This window comes from Pelagivirga sediminicola (assembly GCF_003072125.1).
GTDB classification, from domain to species: domain Bacteria; phylum Pseudomonadota; class Alphaproteobacteria; order Rhodobacterales; family Rhodobacteraceae; genus Roseovarius; species Roseovarius sediminicola.
Genome location: NZ_QCYH01000011.1, coordinates 55,791 through 74,381, shown reverse-complemented (window position 1 = coordinate 74,381; position 18,591 = coordinate 55,791). Strand labels below are relative to the sequence as shown.

Here is an 18,591-nt window from a genome sequence, read left to right as displayed (position 1 = left end):
CATGACAGACGCACCTCAATCACGGCACAGCGCCTTTCAAGTGCTCACCGGCGTGTTCTCGCTGCCCGCGGGGGCGCGGATCGGGATCGGTCCGATGATCGCCGCGGCGCTTTTGATCGCCATCGTGCTGGCCTCGATCCTGGCGCCGCTTTACGTGCCGTTCGATCCGCTCAAGATGAATTCATCCGCGCGGCTCAGCCCGCCGACGGATGATTTCCTGCTGGGCACCGACCAGTTCGGGCGCGACACGTTCAGCCGGGTGATGACCGGCGGGCGCATATCGCTGCTGATCGGTGTGGGCGCGGCGCTGGTGAGTGTCATCATCGGGCTGCTGATCGGGCTGGTCGCGGGGTTCTTCCGCATCGCCGACAGCATCATCATGCGCATCATGGACAGCCTGATGGCGATGCCGGCGATCCTGCTGGCGATCGCGCTGGTGGCGCTGAACGGGCCCAGCCTGACCTCGGTCATCATGGCGATCACGATCCCCGAGATCCCGCGCGTCGTGCGGCTGGTGCGGTCGGTCGTGCTGTCGGCGCGGGAGGAGCCTTATGTGGAGGCGGCGATCGCGCTGGGATCGTCGATGCCGAAGATCCTGCTGCGGCACCTGATGCCCAACACCTTCGCGCCGCTGATCGTGCAGGGCACCTATATCTGCGCCTCGGCGATCCTGCTGGAGGCGATCCTGTCCTTCCTTGGCGCGGGCGTGTCCACCGAGATCCCGACATGGGGCAACATCATGGCCGAGGGGCGCACCTATTTCCAGATCAAGCCGGGGCTGATCTTCTGGCCCGGACTGCTGCTGTCCTTGTGCATTCTGGCGATCAACCTTCTGGGCGACACCGCGCGCGACATGCTGGATCCGCGCCTGAAGAAACGGGAGGGCTGACATGGAGTTCAAGTCCAGAGATTTCGCGGACGCGGCCAGCGTCCTGAAGGTTCGCGATCTGTCGGTCAGCCTGAAAGGGGTGAAGGACGCGGCGCCGGTGCTGAACGGCATCAACCTGCAGATCCGCGCGGGCGAGACGCATTGCCTTGTCGGCGAAAGCGGATCGGGCAAGTCGGTCACGTCGCTTGCGGCCATGGGCCTTCTTCCCAAGGACGCGCTGGAGATCACCGGCGGGTCGATCCAGCTGGAGGATTTCGAGATCACCAGCGCCACCCATGCGCAGATGCGCGCCCTGCGCGCGCGCCGCATCTCGATGATCTTTCAGGAGCCGATGACGGCGCTCAACCCGGTGCTGCGCGTCGGCGAACAGATCGAGGAGGTGCTGAACATGCACACCGATCTGTCCCGCGCCGAGGCGAAAAAGCGCACGCTCGACATGATGGAGCAGGTCCATCTGCCCGATGTGCAGCGCATCTATTCGGCCTTTCCGCATCAGCTTTCGGGTGGGCAGCGGCAGCGGATCATGATCGCGATGGCGCTGATCCTGGACCCCGATCTGCTGATCGCGGACGAGCCGACGACGGCGCTGGACGTCACCACGCAGCTGCAGATCCTGCGCCTGATCGCCGAGATGCAGGAGCGGCAGGGCACCGCGGTGCTGTTCATCACGCATGACATGGGCGTCGTCGCCGAGATCGCCGACACGGTCAGCGTCATGCAGCGGGGCCATATCGTCGAAAGCGCGCCGATCCGCGAGCTGCTGACCAATCCGAAGCAGGACTATACCCGCAAGCTGCTGATGGCGGTTCCCAACCTCAAGCCGCGCCCGCCGCGCGAGGCGAAATCGGCCAAGGACACCGTCAAGGTGACGGGGCTGGACATGACCTATCCGCAGGGCGGTTTTTTGCGCAAGAAAGAGGGCGTGAAGGCGGCGCAGGACGTGAGCTTCACCATCGCGCCGGGGCGGACCCTTGGCATCGTGGGCGAAAGCGGTTCGGGCAAATCCACCGTCGCGCGCTGCGTCATGCGCCTGATCGATCCGACGGCGGGGCAGATCAACGTCTCGGGCGCCGAGATCGCCACGCTGGGCCGCCGCAAGATGCAGCCGCATCGCCGCCATTTGCAGATCGTGTTTCAGGATCCCTACCGCTCGCTCAACCCGCGCTGGACCATCGCGCAGAGCCTCTGCGAGGGGCCGATCAATTTCGGCACGCCGCGGGCCGAGGCGATGGACCATGCCGCCGATCTGCTGGAGCTGGTCGAGCTGCCCAAGGATGCGCTTGGCCGTTATCCGCACCAGTTTTCGGGCGGCCAGCGCCAGCGCATCGCGATTGCGCGCGCCGTGGCGATGAAGCCCGATCTGCTGGTCGCGGACGAGGCTGTCTCGGCCCTCGATGTCAGCGTTCAGGCGCAGGTGATGGACCTGCTGGACGATGTGCAGGCCAAGTTCGGCATCGCCATGCTGTTCATCACCCATGATCTGCGCGTCGCCGCGCAGATCTGCGACGATGTGCTGGTCATGCAGAAGGGCCGCGTGGTGGAGTATGGCCCCGCCGGCTCGGTGCTGGCGGACCCCGCGCACGACTATACCCGCGCCCTGATCGAGGCGGCGCCGGGCCGTCACTGGGACTTTGCCAATTTCCGCGCGCTGGACAGCGCCACCGCCTAGAAGGAACCCCCCGCCATGAGCATCATTCCGCAAATTCAGGCTTTCGCCGATGACCTGACCGCGATCCGCCACGATTTCCACGCGCATCCCGAACTGGGCTTCGAGGAGGTCCGCACCTCGGGCATCGTCGCCGAAAAGCTGAAGGAATACGGCGTCGACGAGGTGCATCAGGGCCTTGGCGGCACCGGCGTTGTCGGCATCATCAAGGGCAAGGGCGGCGGCAATCGCCGCATCGGGCTGCGCGCGGACATGGACGCGCTGCCGATCGAGGAGGCGTCGGGTGTGGCCTATGCCTCGACCAATCCGGGCCGCATGCATGCCTGCGGCCATGACGGCCACACCACCATGCTGCTGGGCGCCGCGCGCTATCTGGCGCAGACGCGCGAATTCGACGGCACCGCCGTGCTGATCTTTCAGCCCGCCGAAGAGGGGCTGGGCGGCGCGCGCCGGATGATCGCGGATGGCCTCTTCGAGCAGTTTCCCTGCGACGAGATCTACGGCATGCACAACGATCCCAACGCCGAGCCGGGCACCGTCCGCGTCACCCCCGGCCCGGCGATGGCGGGCGCCACGTTCTTTGACATCACGATCAAGGGCAAGGGCAGCCATGCGGCGATGCCGCACCAGTCGCGCGATCCCATCGTCATCGGGACCAGCCTTGTGCAGCAGCTTCAGTCCGTGGTCAGCCGCAATGTCGCCCCGACCAAGCCGGTGGTCCTGTCGGTGACGACGTTCAACGCGGGATCGGCCTATAACGTGGTGCCGGATTCGGCCACGATCAGCGGCACCGTGCGCTATTTCCACGACGACATGGCCGAGCTGGCGGACCAGCGCATCAAGGATCTGTGCGCCGGCATGGGGCAGGCCTACGGGGTCGAGATCACGGCAAAGCTGCGCAATGTCTTTGACGTTCTGATGAACGATCCGGAGCTGTCCACCGCCTATGTTGCCGCCGCGGCCGAGATTGTCGGGCCGGACATGGCCGCCGAGTGCAGCGATCAGGCGACGGGGTCCGAGGATTTCGCCGACATGCTGAAGGTCGTGCCGGGCGCCTATTGCCGCGTCGGGCATGCCGGGGGCATCCCGCTGCACAATCCGGCCTTTGTTCTGGATGACGCGATCCTGCCCATCGGCGCCTCGATCTATGCGCGCCTGATCGAGACGCGGCTGCCCAAGGGCGGGCAGGGCTGAGGCCCTTTCCGAACTCACCGCTACTGACCGCCCCCCGCGCCGGGGGCCTGCAACGAACAGGAATACTCTGCCATGACTCCGCTGGATCTGCCTTTTATTACGGACGAAATGCTGAACGGGCTGAGGCCCTGGATCGAAACCGAAAGCCCCACTTTCGACGCCGCCGCCGTCAACCGCATGATGGATCTGGTCCAGCATGAAATGGCCGCCATGGGCGCGCGGGTAGAGCGTATTCCCGGCACCATGGGCCTTGGCGACAGCGTGCGCGCGACGATGCCGCACCCTCGGGCGGGGCAGGGGGGGATCCTGCTGCTGGGCCATATGGACACGGTGCATCCCGTCGGCACGCTGGCCAAGCTGCCGTTCCGGCGCGAGGGGGCCTTGTGCTATGGCCCCGGCATCATGGACATGAAGGGCGGCAATTACGTCTATCTCGACGCGCTGCGCAAGCTGCAGGATGCGGGCATCGAGACGCCGCTGCCCGTGACGGTCCTGTTTACCCCCGACGAGGAGATCGGCACCCCCTCGACCCGCGCGCTGATCGAGAGCGAGGCGAAGCGGCACAAGTATATCCTTGTGCCCGAACCCGCGAACCTTGATGGGAGCGCGGTCATCGGGCGCTATGCGATCGCGCGGTTCAACCTGCGCGCGTTGGGCAAGCCCAGCCATGCGGGCTGGGCGCTGGCCGATGGCCGCTCGGCGATTGCGGAGATGGCCAAGAAGGTCGCGCAGATCGAGGGGATGACCACCGATGACTGCACCTTCTCGGTCGGGGTGTTCAACGCGGGCCAGTGGGTGAACTGCGTCTCGTCCGTCTGCGATGCCGAGGTGCTGACCATGGCCAAGACGCAGGAGCTGCTGGACGAGGGCGTGCGCAAGATGATGGCGCTGCGCTCGGATTCGGAGGACATCACCATCGAGGTGCGGCGCGGCGTCACCCGCCCGGTGTGGGACCCGGACCAGCCCGGCACGATGGCCATGCTGTCGCTGGCGCAGGACATCGCGGGCGAGATCGGGTTCGAGATGACTGGCAAATCCGCCGGCGGCGGCTCGGACGGGAATTTCACCGGCTTTCTGGGCCTGCCGACGCTGGATTCCATCGGCGTGCGCGGCAGGGATCTGCATACGCTCAACGAACATATTTTCGTGGATAGCCTGGTGGAACGCGCGCGGCTTGCCGCGGGGCTTTACTGCCGTCTGGAGGCATGATGTCGGACGCTTTGTCACGGACCATGGAGATCCGCAAACACGTTGTCGAGACGGATCGCGGCGTGGTTGCCTCGCAACATCGGCAGGCCGCCGAGGCGGGGGCCGAGGTGCTGCGCGCGGGCGGTGATGCGGTTGATGCGGCGGTCGCCTGCGCCTTTGTCTGCGGCGTGCTGGAGCCGTGGATGTCCGGCCCCGCGGGTGGCGGCGCGGCGATGCACTGGCGCGCCGATACCGGCGAGGCGCATGCGCTGAATTTCGGCATGCAGGCGCCTGCCAAGCTGCGCGTGGAGGATTTTCCGCTGTCGGGCGAGGGCGCGGCAAGCGATCTGTTCCCGTGGGAGCGCGTGGTCGAGGACCGCAACATCTTTGGCGCCAAGGCGGTCGCGGTGCCGGCCATGGTCGACGGGCTGGAGGCGGCGCACAAACGCTGGGGCAAGCTGCCTTGGGGCGAATTGCTGGCCCCCGCAATTGCCCATGCACGGCGCGGGATGGGAATTGATTGGTATGCCTCGCTGATCATTGCGGGCGCCGCGCGCGATCTGGCGCGCGATGCGGATGCGGCGGCGATGTTCCTGGACGAGGGGCAATGGCCGCGGGCGTTTTCCTGGACCAACGCGGCGGAGGATCGCATTGACCAAGGCCGGATGGCCGACAGCCTCGACATCCTCGCGCGCGAGGGGGCGGCGGCGCTGCATGGCGGCGATCTGGGCGCGGCGATGGCCGCCGATATCCAGGGCAAGGGCGGGTATCTGACGCGCGAGGATCTGGCCGCCAACCGCGCGCAGTTTCACGCGCCGCTGGCGGTGCCCTATCGCGACGCGCAGCTTTACGCGATGCCGGGGCTGACGGCGGGGCCGACCATGGCCAGCGCATTCGCACATCTGGCCGCGCAGGATCTGGGCAGCGTCGATGCCGCCTATCCGGCCTATGCCAAAGCGCTGCGGGCGGCCTATGCCGAGCGGATCTCGTCCATGGGCGATGACGGCGAAAGCCCGGGCGCACCCGGCTGCACCACGCATTTTTCGGTCGTGGACCGGGACGGGAACATGGTGTCGAACACGCAAACGCTGCTGTCGATCTTCGGCGCGCGGATGGTGTCGGAATCCACGGGCCTGTTGATGAATAACGGAATCATGTGGTTCGATCCCGAGCAGGGCAAACCCAATTCGCTGGGCGCGGGCAAAAGATGCCTGATGAATGTCTGCCCGATGCTGGGGCAGGCGGATGGCAAACGCTTTGCGCTGGGGGCCTCGGGCGGGCGCAAGATCGTCTCGGCGGTGACGCAGCTTGCGTCCTTCATCGTGGATTTCGACATGGACCTGCCGGCCGCGTTCCACCAGCCGCGCCTCGATCTGTCGGGCGGCGATCAGATACTGGCCGACGCGGCGCTGGCGCCTGGGGTGATCGCCAAGCTGGAGCAGATCGCGCCGGTCAGCGAGGTGTTCAGATCGCTGTTGCCCTATCCCTTTGCCTGCCCGGCGGGGGTGCTGGACACGGGCGCGAAACGGTCCGGCGCGACCGAGATCATGAGCGCATGGGGCGACGCGGTGGCCGAGCCTGCCGGGGCTTAAAGCCCCCCGGCCGTGACCGGGTCGATCGGGCCCAGCGGGCCGCCCGTCACCTGCTCGACAAACCGCGCGGCGGACAGAAGCGCCGCCTCGCCGCGCGGCTTGCCGATCAGTTGCAGCCCCACGGGCATGCCGCGCGGACCCAGCCCAACGGGGACCGAGATGGCGGGCAGCCCGGTGGTGGTGGCCAGAAACGCAAAGCGCAGCCAATCGACATAGCCGGTCAGGGTCTGGCCGCCGATCTCGCGCACCCATTCCTCGGATTGCGGGCGCGGCATGCAGCCGACCGTGGGCAGCGCCAGCACGTCGAAACGCTCGAACAGCGCGACCATCCGGTTGAACAGCGCGCTGCGGGTCAGGTGGGCATCGGCGATGTCGTCCAAGGTCAGCGCCGCGCCGGATTGCATGTTTTCCTCCAGCACCGGCTTGAGATGCTGGCGCACCTTGGGGTCCAGCCGCTTGGCCAGAAGCGCATAGTTCAGCCCGCGCAGGGTGTGATAGGTCCGCTCCAGCCCGGTCAGATCGGGACATTCCTCGTCCACGTTGGCGCCGTTGCCCTGCAACTGCTCCATGACGGCGCGCAGGTGCTGGACCATTTCGGTGTCCACCGGGCCGAAGCCGTTCAGATCGGGGGTGAAGGCGATGCGCAGATTGCTGCTTGCCCGGCGGGCGGCCTCCTGAAAGGGGCGCTCGGGCGCGGGGTAGGAGATGGCGAAGCGCGGCTCGAACCCGCTCATCGCGTCCAGAAACAGCGCACAATCCATGACCGAGCGGGCCATCGGACCCTGCGCGCTTTCCAGCATGAACCCCGCGTCGGGCGACGCGCCCCCCGCGCGGCCGGGGCTGGGCCGCAGGCCGACCACGCCGCAATAGGCCGCGGGCGTGCGCAGCGATCCGCCGTGATCCGATCCGTGGGCGAGCCAGACCTCGCCCGTGGCCAGCGACGCGGCGGCCCCGCCGGACGAGCCGCCGGCATTCAGCGCGGTGTCCCACGGGTTGAGCGTGGGGCCGAAGACGTCATTGAACGTGTTGGCCCCGGCGCCGAACTCGGGCGTGTTGGACTTGCCGACAACCAGACCGCCGCGCGCCTCCAGCCGCTCGACCAGCGGATCGCTGGCGGCGGGTATGAAATCGGCCAGCCCCCTGGTGCCGAAGGTGGTGCGCACGCCCGCGACCGGCGTCAGATCCTTGATCGAGATCGGCAGACCGGCCAGCCAACCGGGATGATCCGCGCAATCCTGCGCCATTGTGCCTGCCGCCGCCTCGGCGCGGGTCCAGCAGACGGTTGGCATGGCGTTTATGCTGGGCTCGACCGCCTCCGTGCGGGCCTGCGCCGCCGTCAGCAGCTCTTGCGGCGAGACCTCGCCGGCGCGCAAGAGCGCCACGATCTCGTGCGCCTCCTTGCGGCACAGATCGGGGCCGGTGAACGGGGGCTGAACGGGCGGCGCTTTCGTGTCTGTGTCCATGGCATCGTCCTCCGGTCTGGCGTGTCGTGTGATATATGACGCCAGATCGGGGCAGGCCGCAAGAGCGCCCCCGGCAGATACCGATTGCGCGTCACAGGGAAACTCGGTTTGAGCGTGACTATGATGCTATGATCGTCGAGCTGAAATCCAAAGGGCCAAACAAGAGAATACCGCCGCTAGATACCATATTCCCGGGCCGTCTAAATACTCCAAAAGAAGTGTCGGATAGTCCTTCTCTGCCTGCGAGGCTGGATCGAAGAATGTCGTCCCAAAATTTCTGTCAAGACTTATGAACTTCAAGAAATCGCTGAGCCATGTGATCGCCATCCAGATCACCCAGATCATCAAAGTGATAAAACCGATTTGCACGGCCTTTGAACGTGTGGAACGCGGTCGAGCAATTCGGGAAACCGTAAAGCCGAACAGGTTCAGGATTAAGAGTATCGCCACTGCCAGCTTGTTCATTTGCAGTGAATTGAGGATCGCATCCGGTTGATAAGATGATGTCGACAAGGGGGGGTAAAGTACCCACCCGTCTGATGCGGCCGGGCCCGAAAACGATGAGGCAGAAGCCATGATGATGATTGGAGCGGCGAGGTAAAATGCAAAGGCAAGCCACATTGCCGCGACGACCCAAGCCTTTAGATTAGGGGGCATAGAATTTTGCAGGCGCGCCACAAGCACTGCGAGAAATCCGGGAAGCAGCGCCAAGCCTACCAGAAATGCCCAAGGGGCACGCGAAATCGTGCTCGCCTGATTGAAGTTTACAAAGCAGAAGGTCGATCGGTCTTCAGTGCAGAAATACCAAAGCTCGGAGGCTGACAGCTCCATCCATAAAATTAACTGCAACGCTAGAATTGCGAGCCCGATAAAAAGCGCGACAGCCGTGAATGCGGCCGCGGGGATCCTTGCATTCCTACGAAGGTTGCCGCTCATCATTTCTTAGACTTCCATGTCGTTGACGCAATCCGAGTATTGATGGTGGATGCACCATCCCCGCTCCAATAGACCGCCGGATCATTGGCGTCAAAGCACGGTTGGCAGCGCTGTTGGAACGCTGCCAAAAACTCTCGTTTGTGGCAAATGGGCAAACCTCCTCGTTTGACGCTGCCACGGAACCCCGTTGCCGCGCGATCATCGCAGCCGCAGCGCGTCCACCTGCGAAGGGGCAGAGCGCGCGGCGTCAAAGCCGGTCATCGGTGCGGCATGAAGCATGGAGTTCAGGGTCGCCTCTTCGGCGGTGTCGATCGCGGCCTCGAACAGCGGCGACATCGCGTCGTTGTCCAGCGGATGCGTCGGCGCGCGCTGCGTCGAGAAGGCCAGCGGGATCGGCGTTTCGATCTGGCCCAGCTCGCGGATCTGCGTGGCGCCGACGAACTTGCCGAACCCGTTCAGCACGGCCAGCCCGGTGGGCACCTTGCGGGCCAGGAGATTGCCGCCATGGGGCAGGATCGCCGTCGCGCCGGTGCGCGTGCGGTCCCCCTCGATCAGCGTGCAATGCCCGACGGCGACGCCCGCAACATCGGCGATGGCATTCAGCGCACCCCGCGCGAAGCGCCCGACCCGCGTCAGCGCGGAGGCGGCGGGATCAGTCATCGCGGCCATGGCCCGCGCGCGATGGCATTGAAACCAAAGGGAAAATAATGGTCGCCATTTAAGCGGATATCCTTAGTATGCTTGGGTATGCAGGATATTCCTGCCTGGGGACAAAGTTAGACAGATCGGAACATCAGGGCAATGACCGGCGATATTTGCCGTGCGGACATGATACTGCACAATGGCGCAATCTGGTGCGGCCATGACGACGGGATGTGCGAGGCTCTGGCGGTTTTCGCCGGGCGTATTCTGGCCACCGGCAGTGATGCGGAGATCCTCGGCCTGCGCGGGCCCGATACGCGGGTGATCGACCTGCAGGGGCAGTTTGCCACGCCCGGACTGAACGACAATCACCTGCATCTGATGCCGCTGGGCATTTCGATGGGCTGGATCGATGCCAGCCCCGGTGCCGCGCCGACGCTGAAGGCGCTGCAAGCGGCGATCGCGGCGCGCGCGGCCCAGACGCCCAAGGGGGGCTGGGTGATGGCGCGCGGGTATGATCAGGTCAAGCTGGACATCGGCCGCCACCCGGACCGCAGCGAGCTGGACCAGGCCGCGCCCGATCATGCGGTCGTGCTGGTGCGGGCCTGCGGGCATGTCACGCTGGGCAATTCCAGGGCGCTGGAGATGGCCGGCGTCGATGAGGATACGCCAGCCCCGCCCGGCGGCGTGATCGAAAAGCTGAACGGCCGGCTGACCGGCCTTTTTGCCGAGAACGCCCAGGGGCTGCTGCGCGATGCGCCGCCGACCCCCACGGTGGACGAGTTGATCGACGCGGCCGAGCGGGCGGGCAGATACCTGCTGTCGCAGGGGATCACGTCCTGCATGGATGCCGCCGTCGGCATGGCTGCGGGATTTTCCGAGATGCGCGCCTATCACCTGGCCAAGCGGGACGGGCGGCTGCCGGTGCGGGTGTGGCAAGTGCTGCTGGGCGATCCGGGGCGGACCTCCATCGTGCCGGAATGTCACGCGGCGGGGCTGGTGTCCGGCGTGGGCGATGACATGCTGCGCGTCGGCGCGGTCAAGATCTTCCTTGACGGATCGGCCGGCGGGCGCACGGCGTGGATGCGCCAGCCCTACCTTGGCGATGACGACACGACCGGGGTGCAGATCCTGCCGGACGAGCAGCTGAACCAGATGGTGGATGAATATGTCGGCATGGGCTACCAGATGGCCTGCCATGCCATCGGCGACGGCGCCATCGACCAGCTGATCACGGCCTATGAAAAGGCGATTGCCGCGCATCCGGACCAGACGCATCGCCACCGGATCGAGCATTGCGGATTTTCGGACGACGCGCAGCATCAGCGCATGAAGGCCGCCGGCCTTTTGCCGGTGCCGCAGCAGGTGTTCGTTTATGATTTCGGCAACAGCTATATCTCGGTTCTAGGCGAGGCGCGGGCCAAGCCCTGCTATCCGATGCGCACATGGACCGATATGGGGTTCAAACCCTCGACCGGATCGGATGCGCCCGTGTGCAAGCCGGACCCGTGGCCGAACATCTACAACATGATCACGCGAAAGACGTGGAACGGCACCGTGATGGACGCGGGCCAGCGCCTGAGCATCACCGAGGCCTTGCGCGCCTATACCGAATACAGCGCCTATTCGCAGAATGCCGAGCATATCAAGGGGCGGCTCGTGCCGGGGCAACTGGCCGATATCGCCGTCTTCTCGCGCAACCTGCTGGAGGCGGAGCCGGAGGAGATACTGAACGATACCTATTGCGCGATGACCGTCTTGGGTGGTCAGATCGTGTATCAAGCCTGATCGCGAAGAATCGGGAAGACCAAAAGACCCCAACAAGGAGAATATCAAATGTTGAAGTCCCTTACCCTGTCCGCCGCGCTGCTGATCGGCACGGCGGCCGCCACCTGGGCGCAGGATCCGCAAAGCGGCGGCACGCTGAATTTCGTGGCGCCCTACGGGTCGAGCTTTGGCACGCTGGACATCCATTCCACCCCTGCCACGCAGGACGAATTCCCGGCCAAGGCAATCCATCGCAGCCTCTATGACTGGAACTCGGCCGAGGGCAAGCCCGAGCTGGAGCTGGCCACCAATGTCGAGGTGTCGGACGACGGCAAGGTGTTCACCTACACGCTGCGCGACGCGAAATTCCACGATGGCAAGGAGCTGACGGCAGGCGACATCATCTATTCCTATCAGCGGATCGCCCATCCGGACAACGCCTTTCCCGGCGCGCGCTATGTGTCGGGCGTGGTCGGCATCGATGAGTTTGTGGACGGCAGCGCCGACAGCATTTCGGGCCTCAAGGCGATCGACGACAAGACGCTTGAGATCTCCTACAAGGAGCCGGTGGCCGAGCCGGGCTATGAGCTGATGCGCGTCAACGCCGCGATCTATCCCGAAGGCGCCGCCGAGGCCGCGGATTTCCAGACCAGTCCCGTCGGCCTTGGCCCCTTCAAGTTTGTCGAGAACATTCCCGGCAGCCGCATCACCGTCGAGAAGTTCGAAGACTTCTACGAGGACGGCAAGCCCTATCTGGACAAGATCAACATCGTTCTGCTGGATGACGCATCGGCGCGCGACGTGGCCTTCCGCAATCAGGAAATCGACGTCAGCGTTCTGGGGCCGTCGCAATACGTGGCCTATCAGGCCGATGACGCGCTGAAGGACAACATTCTGGAAGTGGCCGAGGTCTATACCCGCCATGTCGGCTTCAACCCCGATTACGAGCCCTTCCAGAAAAAGGAAGTGCGCCAGGCCATCAACCACGCGATCAACACCGATCTGATCATCGAGCGGCTGGTCAAGAACAAGGCCTATCGCGCCACCGGCTGGCTGCCGATCTCGTCGCCCGCCTATAACAAGGACGCGGTGCCCTACGCCTATGACGTGGAGAAGGCCAAGCAACTGCTGGCCGATGCCGGTTATGAGGACGGGATCGAGTTCGAGATAACGGCGACGCAGAACGAAAGCTGGGGCCTGACCATCGTCGAGGCGATCATCCCGATGCTGGCCGATGCCGGGATCAGGGTGACGGCCAAGCCGGTGGAGGCGTCGGTGCTGGCCGAGGTCGTACCGGCGGGCGATCATCAGGCGTTCATGTGGTCCAACGTGTCGGGCCCCGATCCCTATGCGACGATGAAATGCTTCTATTCCGAGACGACGCGCGCGGCCTGCAATTATTGGGCCTTCGACAATGCCGAATTCGACGCGGTGTTCGACGAGGCGACAGCCGAGGCCGATCCGGCCAAGAAGACCGCGCTGCTGAGCCAGGCCAATGACATCGTGCAGGAAGAGGCGCCCAGCTGGTTCTTCAACTACAACAAGGCGGTGATGGCCTATCAGCCCTGGCTGCACGGGTTGCAGCAGAACGCGACCGAGCTGGCGATCCAGAATTACGAGGATCTGTGGATCGACGACACCGCGCCCGATTCGCGCAAGTGATCGCGTAACCTGAATACCCGGCGGCGCTGCTTGGGCCGCGCCGCCGGCACAGGACAAAGGACAGGCGATGCTGCGTTTTACCATCCGGCGATTGCTGCAGATGATCCCGACGATCTTTGCCGTGGCGCTGCTGATCTTCGTGATCTTCAGCGTCATCCCCGGCAGTTTCGCGTCCAGCCTGATGTCGGACGGGCGCACCAATGCGGACCCCGAGACGCTGGCCCGCATCAACGCCGAATTCGGGTTGGACAAGCCGGTGCATGTGCGCTTTGGCGAATATATCGTGGGGTTGGTGCAGTTCGATCTGGGCACGTCCTTCCGCTTTCGCGAGCCGGTGACGGAGGTGATCGGCGACCGGGTCTGGGCCTCGCTCAAGCTGTCGGTCGCGGCGATGGTGTTTGCCATCGTGGTCGGCGTGCCCCTCGGCTTCATCGCGGCGCTGCGCCCGGGCAGCATTCTGGACACGGCGACGATGGTGGGCGCGGTGTCGGGCCTGTCGATGCCGCAATTCTGGCTGGGCCTGCTCCTGATGTATTTCTTTGCGCTGCAACTGGGCTGGCTGCCCAGTTTCGGCTATGGCGGGGGCGATCCGTTATACCTGATCCTGCCGGCGATCACGCTGGGCGTCACGCCCCTGGCGCTGCTGGCGCGCACCACGCGCGCGGGCGTTCTGGAGATCATGAACGAGGATTTCATCCGCACCGCCCATTCCAAGGGCATGAGCAACGCGCGCGTCGTGCGCTGGCACCTGATGCGCAACGTCATGGTGCTGGTCGTGACCACCATCGGGCTTCAGTTCGGCTCGATGATGGGGCAGGCGGTGGTGATCGAGAAACTGTTCGCCTGGCCGGGCATCGGCCTGCTTCTGGTCGATAGCGTGGCGATCCGGGACATTCCGGTGGTGCAGGGCACGATCCTGGTGATCGTGGTGTGGTTCCTGGTCATCAACACCTTTGTCGACATCATTTATGCGGCCATCGACCCGAGGATCAAGCAGACATGAGGGGATTCAACTTCAACCTGTGGGTGGGCGGCATCCTGACGCTGGTAGTGATCTGCGGCGCGGTGTTTGCGCCGCTGCTGACGTCGCTGGATCCGGTGTTCGACGCGAACCTGATGAACGCCGAGCTGCCCCCCGGCCGCGAATTCTGGTTCGGCACGGATGCGCAGGGGCGCGATATCTTCACGCGGGTGCTTTATGGCGCGCAGATCTCGCTGACCGTGGGGGTTGTCAGCCAAGTCATCAACTCGGTGATCGGGCTGACCTTGGGCATTTCGGCGGCCTATTGGGGCGGCTGGTGGGACGATCTGGTGAACGGGCTGACCAACGTGATGCTGGCGATCCCGTCGCTGATCTTTGCACTGGCGATCATGGCGATCCTGGGGCCGGGCCTGCCCAGCCTGCTGATCGCGCTGGGGCTGACAAACTGGAGCTGGACCTGCCGCATCGCGCGGTCCTCGACGCTGTCGCTGAAGGGGCAGGGATATGTGCAGGCGGCCCAGACGCTGGGATATGGCGACATCCGCATCATGGCGACGCAGCTTTTGCCAAACATGGTCGGGCCGATCCTTGTGATCTCCACCCTTGGCATCGGCGCCGCGGTGCTGGCCGAGGCGGCGCTGTCCTTCCTCGGGCTTGGCATCCGCCCGCCCTTTCCCAGCTGGGGCAGCATGCTAACCAACGCGCGCGAGCTGATCGTGATCGCGCCCTGGGCGACGATCTTTCCGGGGCTGGCGATCTTCATCACGGTGCTGGGTTTCAACCTATTGGGCGACGGGCTGCGCGACTATCTGGACCCTCATATGAGGACGCGGGAACAATGACGCCACTTCTGGAACTGAAGGGCCTGCATGTGGGCATTCCGGCCCGGCGCGGCAATGTGGATATCGTCACCGATGTGGGGTTTTCGATCCTTGAGGGCGAGGCGTTCGGCCTTGTCGGCGAAAGCGGATCGGGCAAGAGCCTGACGGCGCTGTCGCTGATCCGGCTGCTGAAAAAGCCGCTCAAGGTGACGGCAGGGCAGATCCTGTTCAAGGGCGAGGATCTGCGCGCGCTCAGCGACCGGGAGATGCGCAAGCTGCGCGGCGCGCGCATCGCCATGATCTTTCAGGAGCCGATGACGGCGCTCAACCCGCTGAAAACCGTGGGCCGCCAGATTGCCGAGATGTTCGTTCTGCATCAGGGCAAAAGCTGGGCCGAGGCCGAAAGGCTGGCCATCGGCGCACTGGCCGATGTGCAGGTGCCCGCCCCCGAGGAACGCGTGCGCGCCTATCCGTTCCAGATGTCGGGCGGCATGCGCCAGCGCGTGATGATCGCCATCGCGCTGGCCTGCGATCCCGATCTGCTGATCGCGGACGAGCCGACGACGGCGCTGGACGTCACCGTTCAGGACGAGGTGCTGAAGCTGATCGCGCAGCTCTGCTCGGCCCGCGGCACGGCGGTTCTGCTGATCAGCCACGATCTGGGCGTGATCGCCAACATGTGCCAGCGCGTCGGCGTGATGTATTCCGGCCGCCTTGTCGAAGAGCGCGACACCTATGACATTTTCGCCGACCCGCAGCACCCCTATACCAAGGGGCTGCTGGGCGCCCTGCCGCGGCTGGGCTCGCGCCATGGCGAGGGCGGGCGCCAGCGCCTTGTCGATATCGACAGCCTGATCACCGACAAGGCGAGTCTCTTGCAGGAGTTCTATCACGAGCCGCGCCACAAGATCCGCGATCCGCGCGTGCGGGCAGGGGGGGCGGCATGAAGGACATGGCGACGGCCCCGCTGCTGGATATCCGCGATCTGCATGTGCATTTCCCCGTCGGCGGTCAGTTCCTGTCGCGCAACAAGCGCACGCTGCATGCGGTCGCGGGCGTCAACCTGTCGCTGGCCGAGGGCGAATGCCTTTCCATCGTGGGCGAGTCGGGCTGCGGCAAATCCACCACCGCGCTGGCCGTCATGGGCCTGCAGGAGCCGACATCGGGCGATATCCTGTTCGAGGGCGGCTCGATCATCGGGGCGGATGCGCCGGACCGGATGGCCCGCGCGCGCATCGCGCAGATGGTGTTTCAGGATCCCTACGCCTCGCTCAATCCGCGCCAGACGGTCTGGCGCTCGCTGGCCGCGCCCCTGCGGCTGCACGGCACCACGGCCAAAAGCGAGATCGAGGACCGCATCGCCGACATCCTGCAAAAGGTCGATCTGCGCCCCGAACATGCGGCCCGCTATCCGCACGAATTCTCGGGCGGCCAGCGCCAGCGCATCGGCATCGCGCGCGCGCTGATCCTCAACCCGCGCATCCTGATGCTGGACGAGCCTGTGTCGGCGCTGGACGTGTCGGTGCGCGCGCAGATCATCAACCTGCTGCTGGATCTGCAGGAGGAGTTGTCGCTGTCCTTCGTGATGATCAGCCACGATCTGGGCGTGGTGGAACACATGAGCGACCGCGTCGCGGTGATGTATTTCGGCCAGATCGTCGAGCTTGGGCCGTGGAGCGCGATTTTCGCCAATCCCACGCACCCTTATACCCGCAAGCTGATCGCAACGATCCCCGATCCCGACACCGTGTTGCATCCCGACCGCAAGGTCACCGCCCATGCCGCGCCGGAGCCGCCCGAAGGCTACCGGTTTCATCCCGAAACCGTCGGCCGCCCCGATGTCTATGCCGCGCCCGAGCCGTCCGAGCTGGTCGAGATCGAGCCGGGCCATTTCATCCGGGCGCAGCGTCGCTGAGCGGGAAAAAGAGACGACAAGTTAACATAATCTTGCTTATGCGTTCGGTGGATCGTTTCACCCGCCGCGCCGCATCAACAATGGACATTTCGCGACGTGGCTGGTTAGGTCAGGTCCACGCCGCGCGAGGAAAACGGATGCGGTGATACCGGGATTTGGATCAGCAGAGAGGTTTAATATGGATCGTCGTTCCTTCATCCGCGCAGGTGCCCTCGGCACCGCCGCCACGGCACTGGCCGCGCCGGCCATCGCGCAGGGCAACATCACATGGCGCATGGTCACCACATGGCCGAAAAACTTCCCCGGTCTGGGCGTCGGCGCGCAGCGTCTGGCCGACCGGATCACCGCCGCATCCGGCGGGCGCCTGACGGTGCAGGTCTATTCCGCGGGCGAGCTGGTGCCGCCCCTGCAAAGCCTTGACGCCGTGATCGACGGCACCGCCGAGATGAGCCACGGCGCCGCCTATTACTGGCAGAACAAATCCCCTGCCCTGTCGTTTTTCACCGGCGTTCCCTACGGCATGACCACGGGCGAGCTGACGGCGTGGGTCCGGTTCATGGGCGGTCAGGAAATCTGGGACGAGATTTACGACCAGTTCGGCGTGCAGGGTTTCCTGTCCGGCAACACCGGCAACCAGACCGGCGGCTGGTTCCGCGACGAGCTGACCAGTCTCGAGTCGGTCAAGGGCCTGCGCTTCCGCACGCCCGGTCTGGGTGGTCAGGTCTGGGAAAAACTGGGCGCGACCGTCACCAACATGGCGGCGGGCGAGATTTTCCAGGCGCTGCAATCGGGCACGCTGGACGCCGCCGAATTTGTCGGCCCCTATAACGATCTGGCGCTCGGTTTCCATCAGGTCGCGAAAAACTACTACATGCCCAGCTTTGTGGAGCCGGGTCTGGCGACCGAGCTGGTCGTTGACAAGACCAAGTATCAGGAGCTGCCCGCCGATCTTCAGGCGATCATCCGCGATGTGTCACAGGCCGAATACGATCAGGTCTCCGCCGATTTCATCGCCAACGATCCCCGCGCGCTGAAAACGCTGGTGGAGGATCACGGCGTGCAGGTGCGCGATTTCCCCGCCGACATCATGGAAGCGGGCGCCAAAGCCTCCAAGGAGGTTCTGGACGGTCTGCTGGGCAGCGACGATCCGCTGGTGAAGAAAACCGCCGAAAGCTTTGTCGACTCGCTGAAAATCACCCGCGTGCGGACCGAGCGGATCGACAGCAAGTTCCAGGAAGCGCGCGAGCTTTACCTGGATCTCTAAGCAGCGTCAGATGGTTAAGCGAAAGGCCCGGCAGTGATGCCGGGCCTCTTCCGCGGGCGACGGTTCTGGATGGCCGGACATTGCACTGCTTGGAAAAACAAAATGCCCCGGCCGCGATGGCCGGGGCATTGTTCCGGATCGTCCGGATCAGGCCTTTTTGCGTCTCACAAATGCCAAGCTGCCGAGACCAAGCAGAAGCAGCGGAAGGCCAGCCGGCAGCGGCACCGGCGACACCTCGATGCTCACGCCGCCGCGGTTGTCCTTGATGTAATCATCATAGATGAAAAAGCCGACATCCTGATCGGTGTCCAGCGTGAACTTGGCCAGAATCGTGTTCTTCACATCATCGAACGCCAGCGCGCCGGTGCCGAAGAACGTGCCATCAGTCGCCCGTGACTGATTCACAAGGTTGACCGCAGAGGGGTTGATCGGACCGTAGGACGAGATTCCGACCTTGCCCGTGTCCGTAATGCTTTCAGGCAGGAAGAACGCAAAGGAGAACTCGAACCCTTTGGTGCAGTTCGCGCCATCCGCGTCGCATCCGCTGCTTGTCCGCCAGCGCGACCAGGAGTTGAAGAAATCCTCGGTTGGCTTGATCACGTAGGAACCC

At 64.7% G+C, this 18,591-nt stretch carries 16 protein-coding genes; 12 read left to right on the top strand and 4 right to left on the bottom strand.

Annotation, left to right across the window (positions count from 1 at the left end; translation table 11 throughout):
- Position 1: 1 nt before the first annotated feature.
- From DC366_RS15620 to DC366_RS15600, 5 genes are all read left to right on the top strand, one after another.
- Positions 2-889 carry an ABC transporter permease gene (locus DC366_RS15620; RefSeq protein ID WP_108693155.1) on the top strand — a complete coding sequence of 296 codons (888 nt, stop codon included), beginning with the start codon at positions 2-4 and terminating at the stop codon, positions 887-889.
- A 1-nt stretch (position 890) separates the two neighbouring features.
- A complete protein-coding gene (locus DC366_RS15615; RefSeq protein ID WP_108693154.1) occupies positions 891-2,558 on the top strand; it encodes an ABC transporter ATP-binding protein in 1,668 nt (555 codons plus the stop codon).
- Between the two features lie 15 nt (positions 2,559-2,573).
- Positions 2,574-3,749 carry a M20 aminoacylase family protein gene (locus DC366_RS15610; protein WP_108693153.1) on the top strand — a complete coding sequence of 392 codons (1,176 nt, stop codon included), beginning with the start codon at positions 2,574-2,576 and terminating at the stop codon, positions 3,747-3,749.
- Between the two features lie 72 nt (positions 3,750-3,821).
- A complete protein-coding gene (locus tag DC366_RS15605; protein WP_108693152.1) occupies positions 3,822-4,958 on the top strand; it encodes a M20/M25/M40 family metallo-hydrolase in 1,137 nt (378 codons plus the stop codon).
- Between the two features lie 23 nt (positions 4,959-4,981).
- Entirely contained in the window at positions 4,982-6,529 is a 1,548-nt protein-coding gene (locus tag DC366_RS15600; RefSeq protein WP_243405164.1) for a gamma-glutamyltransferase, read from the top strand.
- Here the strand turns inward: DC366_RS15600 and DC366_RS15595 are convergent.
- The 3 genes from DC366_RS15595 to DC366_RS15585 all read right to left on the bottom strand — a co-directional run bounded on the left by DC366_RS15595 (position 6,526) and on the right by DC366_RS15585 (position 9,588).
- The gene (locus DC366_RS15595; RefSeq protein ID WP_108693151.1) at positions 6,526-7,992 is read right to left on the bottom strand and encodes an amidase; all 1,467 of its coding nucleotides are present in this window, start codon (positions 7,990-7,992) and stop codon (positions 6,526-6,528) included. The two genes, DC366_RS15600 and DC366_RS15595, sit on opposite strands and share 4 nt — an antisense overlap.
- 126 nt (positions 7,993-8,118) lie before the next feature.
- Positions 8,119-8,931 (bottom strand): heme-copper oxidase family protein, encoded by an 813-nt coding sequence (locus DC366_RS15590; protein ID WP_108693150.1) that lies wholly within the window; start codon positions 8,929-8,931, stop codon positions 8,119-8,121.
- A 195-nt stretch (positions 8,932-9,126) separates the two neighbouring features.
- Complete coding sequence (locus DC366_RS15585) at positions 9,127-9,588, bottom strand: P1 family peptidase (RefSeq protein ID WP_207768737.1); 462 nt, start codon at positions 9,586-9,588, stop codon at positions 9,127-9,129.
- Between the two features lie 141 nt (positions 9,589-9,729).
- Between DC366_RS15585 and DC366_RS15580 the strand changes: the two genes are divergently transcribed.
- From DC366_RS15580 to DC366_RS15550, 7 genes are all read left to right on the top strand, one after another.
- Positions 9,730-11,358, top strand: a complete 1,629-nt coding sequence (locus tag DC366_RS15580) for an amidohydrolase (RefSeq protein WP_108693148.1) — start codon at positions 9,730-9,732, stop codon at positions 11,356-11,358.
- A gap of 48 nt (positions 11,359-11,406) precedes the next feature.
- A complete protein-coding gene (locus DC366_RS15575; protein ID WP_108693147.1) occupies positions 11,407-12,999 on the top strand; it encodes an ABC transporter substrate-binding protein in 1,593 nt (530 codons plus the stop codon).
- Positions 13,000-13,066: 67 nt separating this feature from the next.
- Positions 13,067-14,002, top strand: a complete 936-nt coding sequence (locus DC366_RS15570; RefSeq protein WP_108693146.1) for an ABC transporter permease — start codon at positions 13,067-13,069, stop codon at positions 14,000-14,002.
- Positions 13,999-14,823 (top strand): ABC transporter permease, encoded by an 825-nt coding sequence (locus tag DC366_RS15565; protein WP_108693145.1) that lies wholly within the window; start codon positions 13,999-14,001, stop codon positions 14,821-14,823. The genes DC366_RS15570 and DC366_RS15565 overlap by 4 nt, the downstream gene beginning before the upstream one ends.
- A complete protein-coding gene (locus tag DC366_RS15560; RefSeq protein ID WP_108693144.1) occupies positions 14,820-15,749 on the top strand; it encodes an ABC transporter ATP-binding protein in 930 nt (309 codons plus the stop codon). Before DC366_RS15565 ends, DC366_RS15560 begins: the two co-directional genes overlap by 4 nt.
- The gene (locus DC366_RS15555) at positions 15,746-16,717 is read left to right on the top strand and encodes an ABC transporter ATP-binding protein (protein ID WP_108693143.1); all 972 of its coding nucleotides are present in this window, start codon (positions 15,746-15,748) and stop codon (positions 16,715-16,717) included. Before DC366_RS15560 ends, DC366_RS15555 begins: the two co-directional genes overlap by 4 nt.
- 178 nt (positions 16,718-16,895) lie before the next feature.
- The gene (locus DC366_RS15550; RefSeq protein WP_108693142.1) at positions 16,896-17,981 is read left to right on the top strand and encodes a TRAP transporter substrate-binding protein; all 1,086 of its coding nucleotides are present in this window, start codon (positions 16,896-16,898) and stop codon (positions 17,979-17,981) included.
- A 147-nt stretch (positions 17,982-18,128) separates the two neighbouring features.
- On the opposite strand, the gene DC366_RS15545 is transcribed toward DC366_RS15550, so the two are convergent.
- Positions 18,129-18,581, bottom strand: a complete 453-nt coding sequence (locus DC366_RS15545; RefSeq protein ID WP_243405163.1) for a VPLPA-CTERM sorting domain-containing protein — start codon at positions 18,579-18,581, stop codon at positions 18,129-18,131.
- Between the last annotated feature and the right edge of the window lie 10 nt (positions 18,582-18,591).

Coding starts and splice junctions, on each gene's coding strand:
- DC366_RS15620 (WP_108693155.1), top strand. CDS start 2: ATGACAGACGCACCTCAATCACGGCACAGCGCCTTTCAAGTGCTCACC.
- DC366_RS15615 (WP_108693154.1), top strand. CDS start 891: ATGGAGTTCAAGTCCAGAGATTTCGCGGACGCGGCCAGCGTCCTGAAG.
- DC366_RS15610 (WP_108693153.1), top strand. CDS start 2,574: ATGAGCATCATTCCGCAAATTCAGGCTTTCGCCGATGACCTGACCGCG.
- DC366_RS15605 (WP_108693152.1), top strand. CDS start 3,822: ATGACTCCGCTGGATCTGCCTTTTATTACGGACGAAATGCTGAACGGG.
- DC366_RS15600 (WP_243405164.1), top strand. CDS start 4,982: ATGGAGATCCGCAAACACGTTGTCGAGACGGATCGCGGCGTGGTTGCC.
- DC366_RS15595 (WP_108693151.1), bottom strand. CDS start 7,992: ATGGACACAGACACGAAAGCGCCGCCCGTTCAGCCCCCGTTCACCGGC.
- DC366_RS15590 (WP_108693150.1), bottom strand. CDS start 8,931: ATGATGAGCGGCAACCTTCGTAGGAATGCAAGGATCCCCGCGGCCGCA.
- DC366_RS15585 (WP_207768737.1), bottom strand. CDS start 9,588: ATGACTGATCCCGCCGCCTCCGCGCTGACGCGGGTCGGGCGCTTCGCG.
- DC366_RS15580 (WP_108693148.1), top strand. CDS start 9,730: ATGACCGGCGATATTTGCCGTGCGGACATGATACTGCACAATGGCGCA.
- DC366_RS15575 (WP_108693147.1), top strand. CDS start 11,407: ATGTTGAAGTCCCTTACCCTGTCCGCCGCGCTGCTGATCGGCACGGCG.
- DC366_RS15570 (WP_108693146.1), top strand. CDS start 13,067: ATGCTGCGTTTTACCATCCGGCGATTGCTGCAGATGATCCCGACGATC.
- DC366_RS15565 (WP_108693145.1), top strand. CDS start 13,999: ATGAGGGGATTCAACTTCAACCTGTGGGTGGGCGGCATCCTGACGCTG.
- DC366_RS15560 (WP_108693144.1), top strand. CDS start 14,820: ATGACGCCACTTCTGGAACTGAAGGGCCTGCATGTGGGCATTCCGGCC.
- DC366_RS15555 (WP_108693143.1), top strand. CDS start 15,746: ATGAAGGACATGGCGACGGCCCCGCTGCTGGATATCCGCGATCTGCAT.
- DC366_RS15550 (WP_108693142.1), top strand. CDS start 16,896: ATGGATCGTCGTTCCTTCATCCGCGCAGGTGCCCTCGGCACCGCCGCC.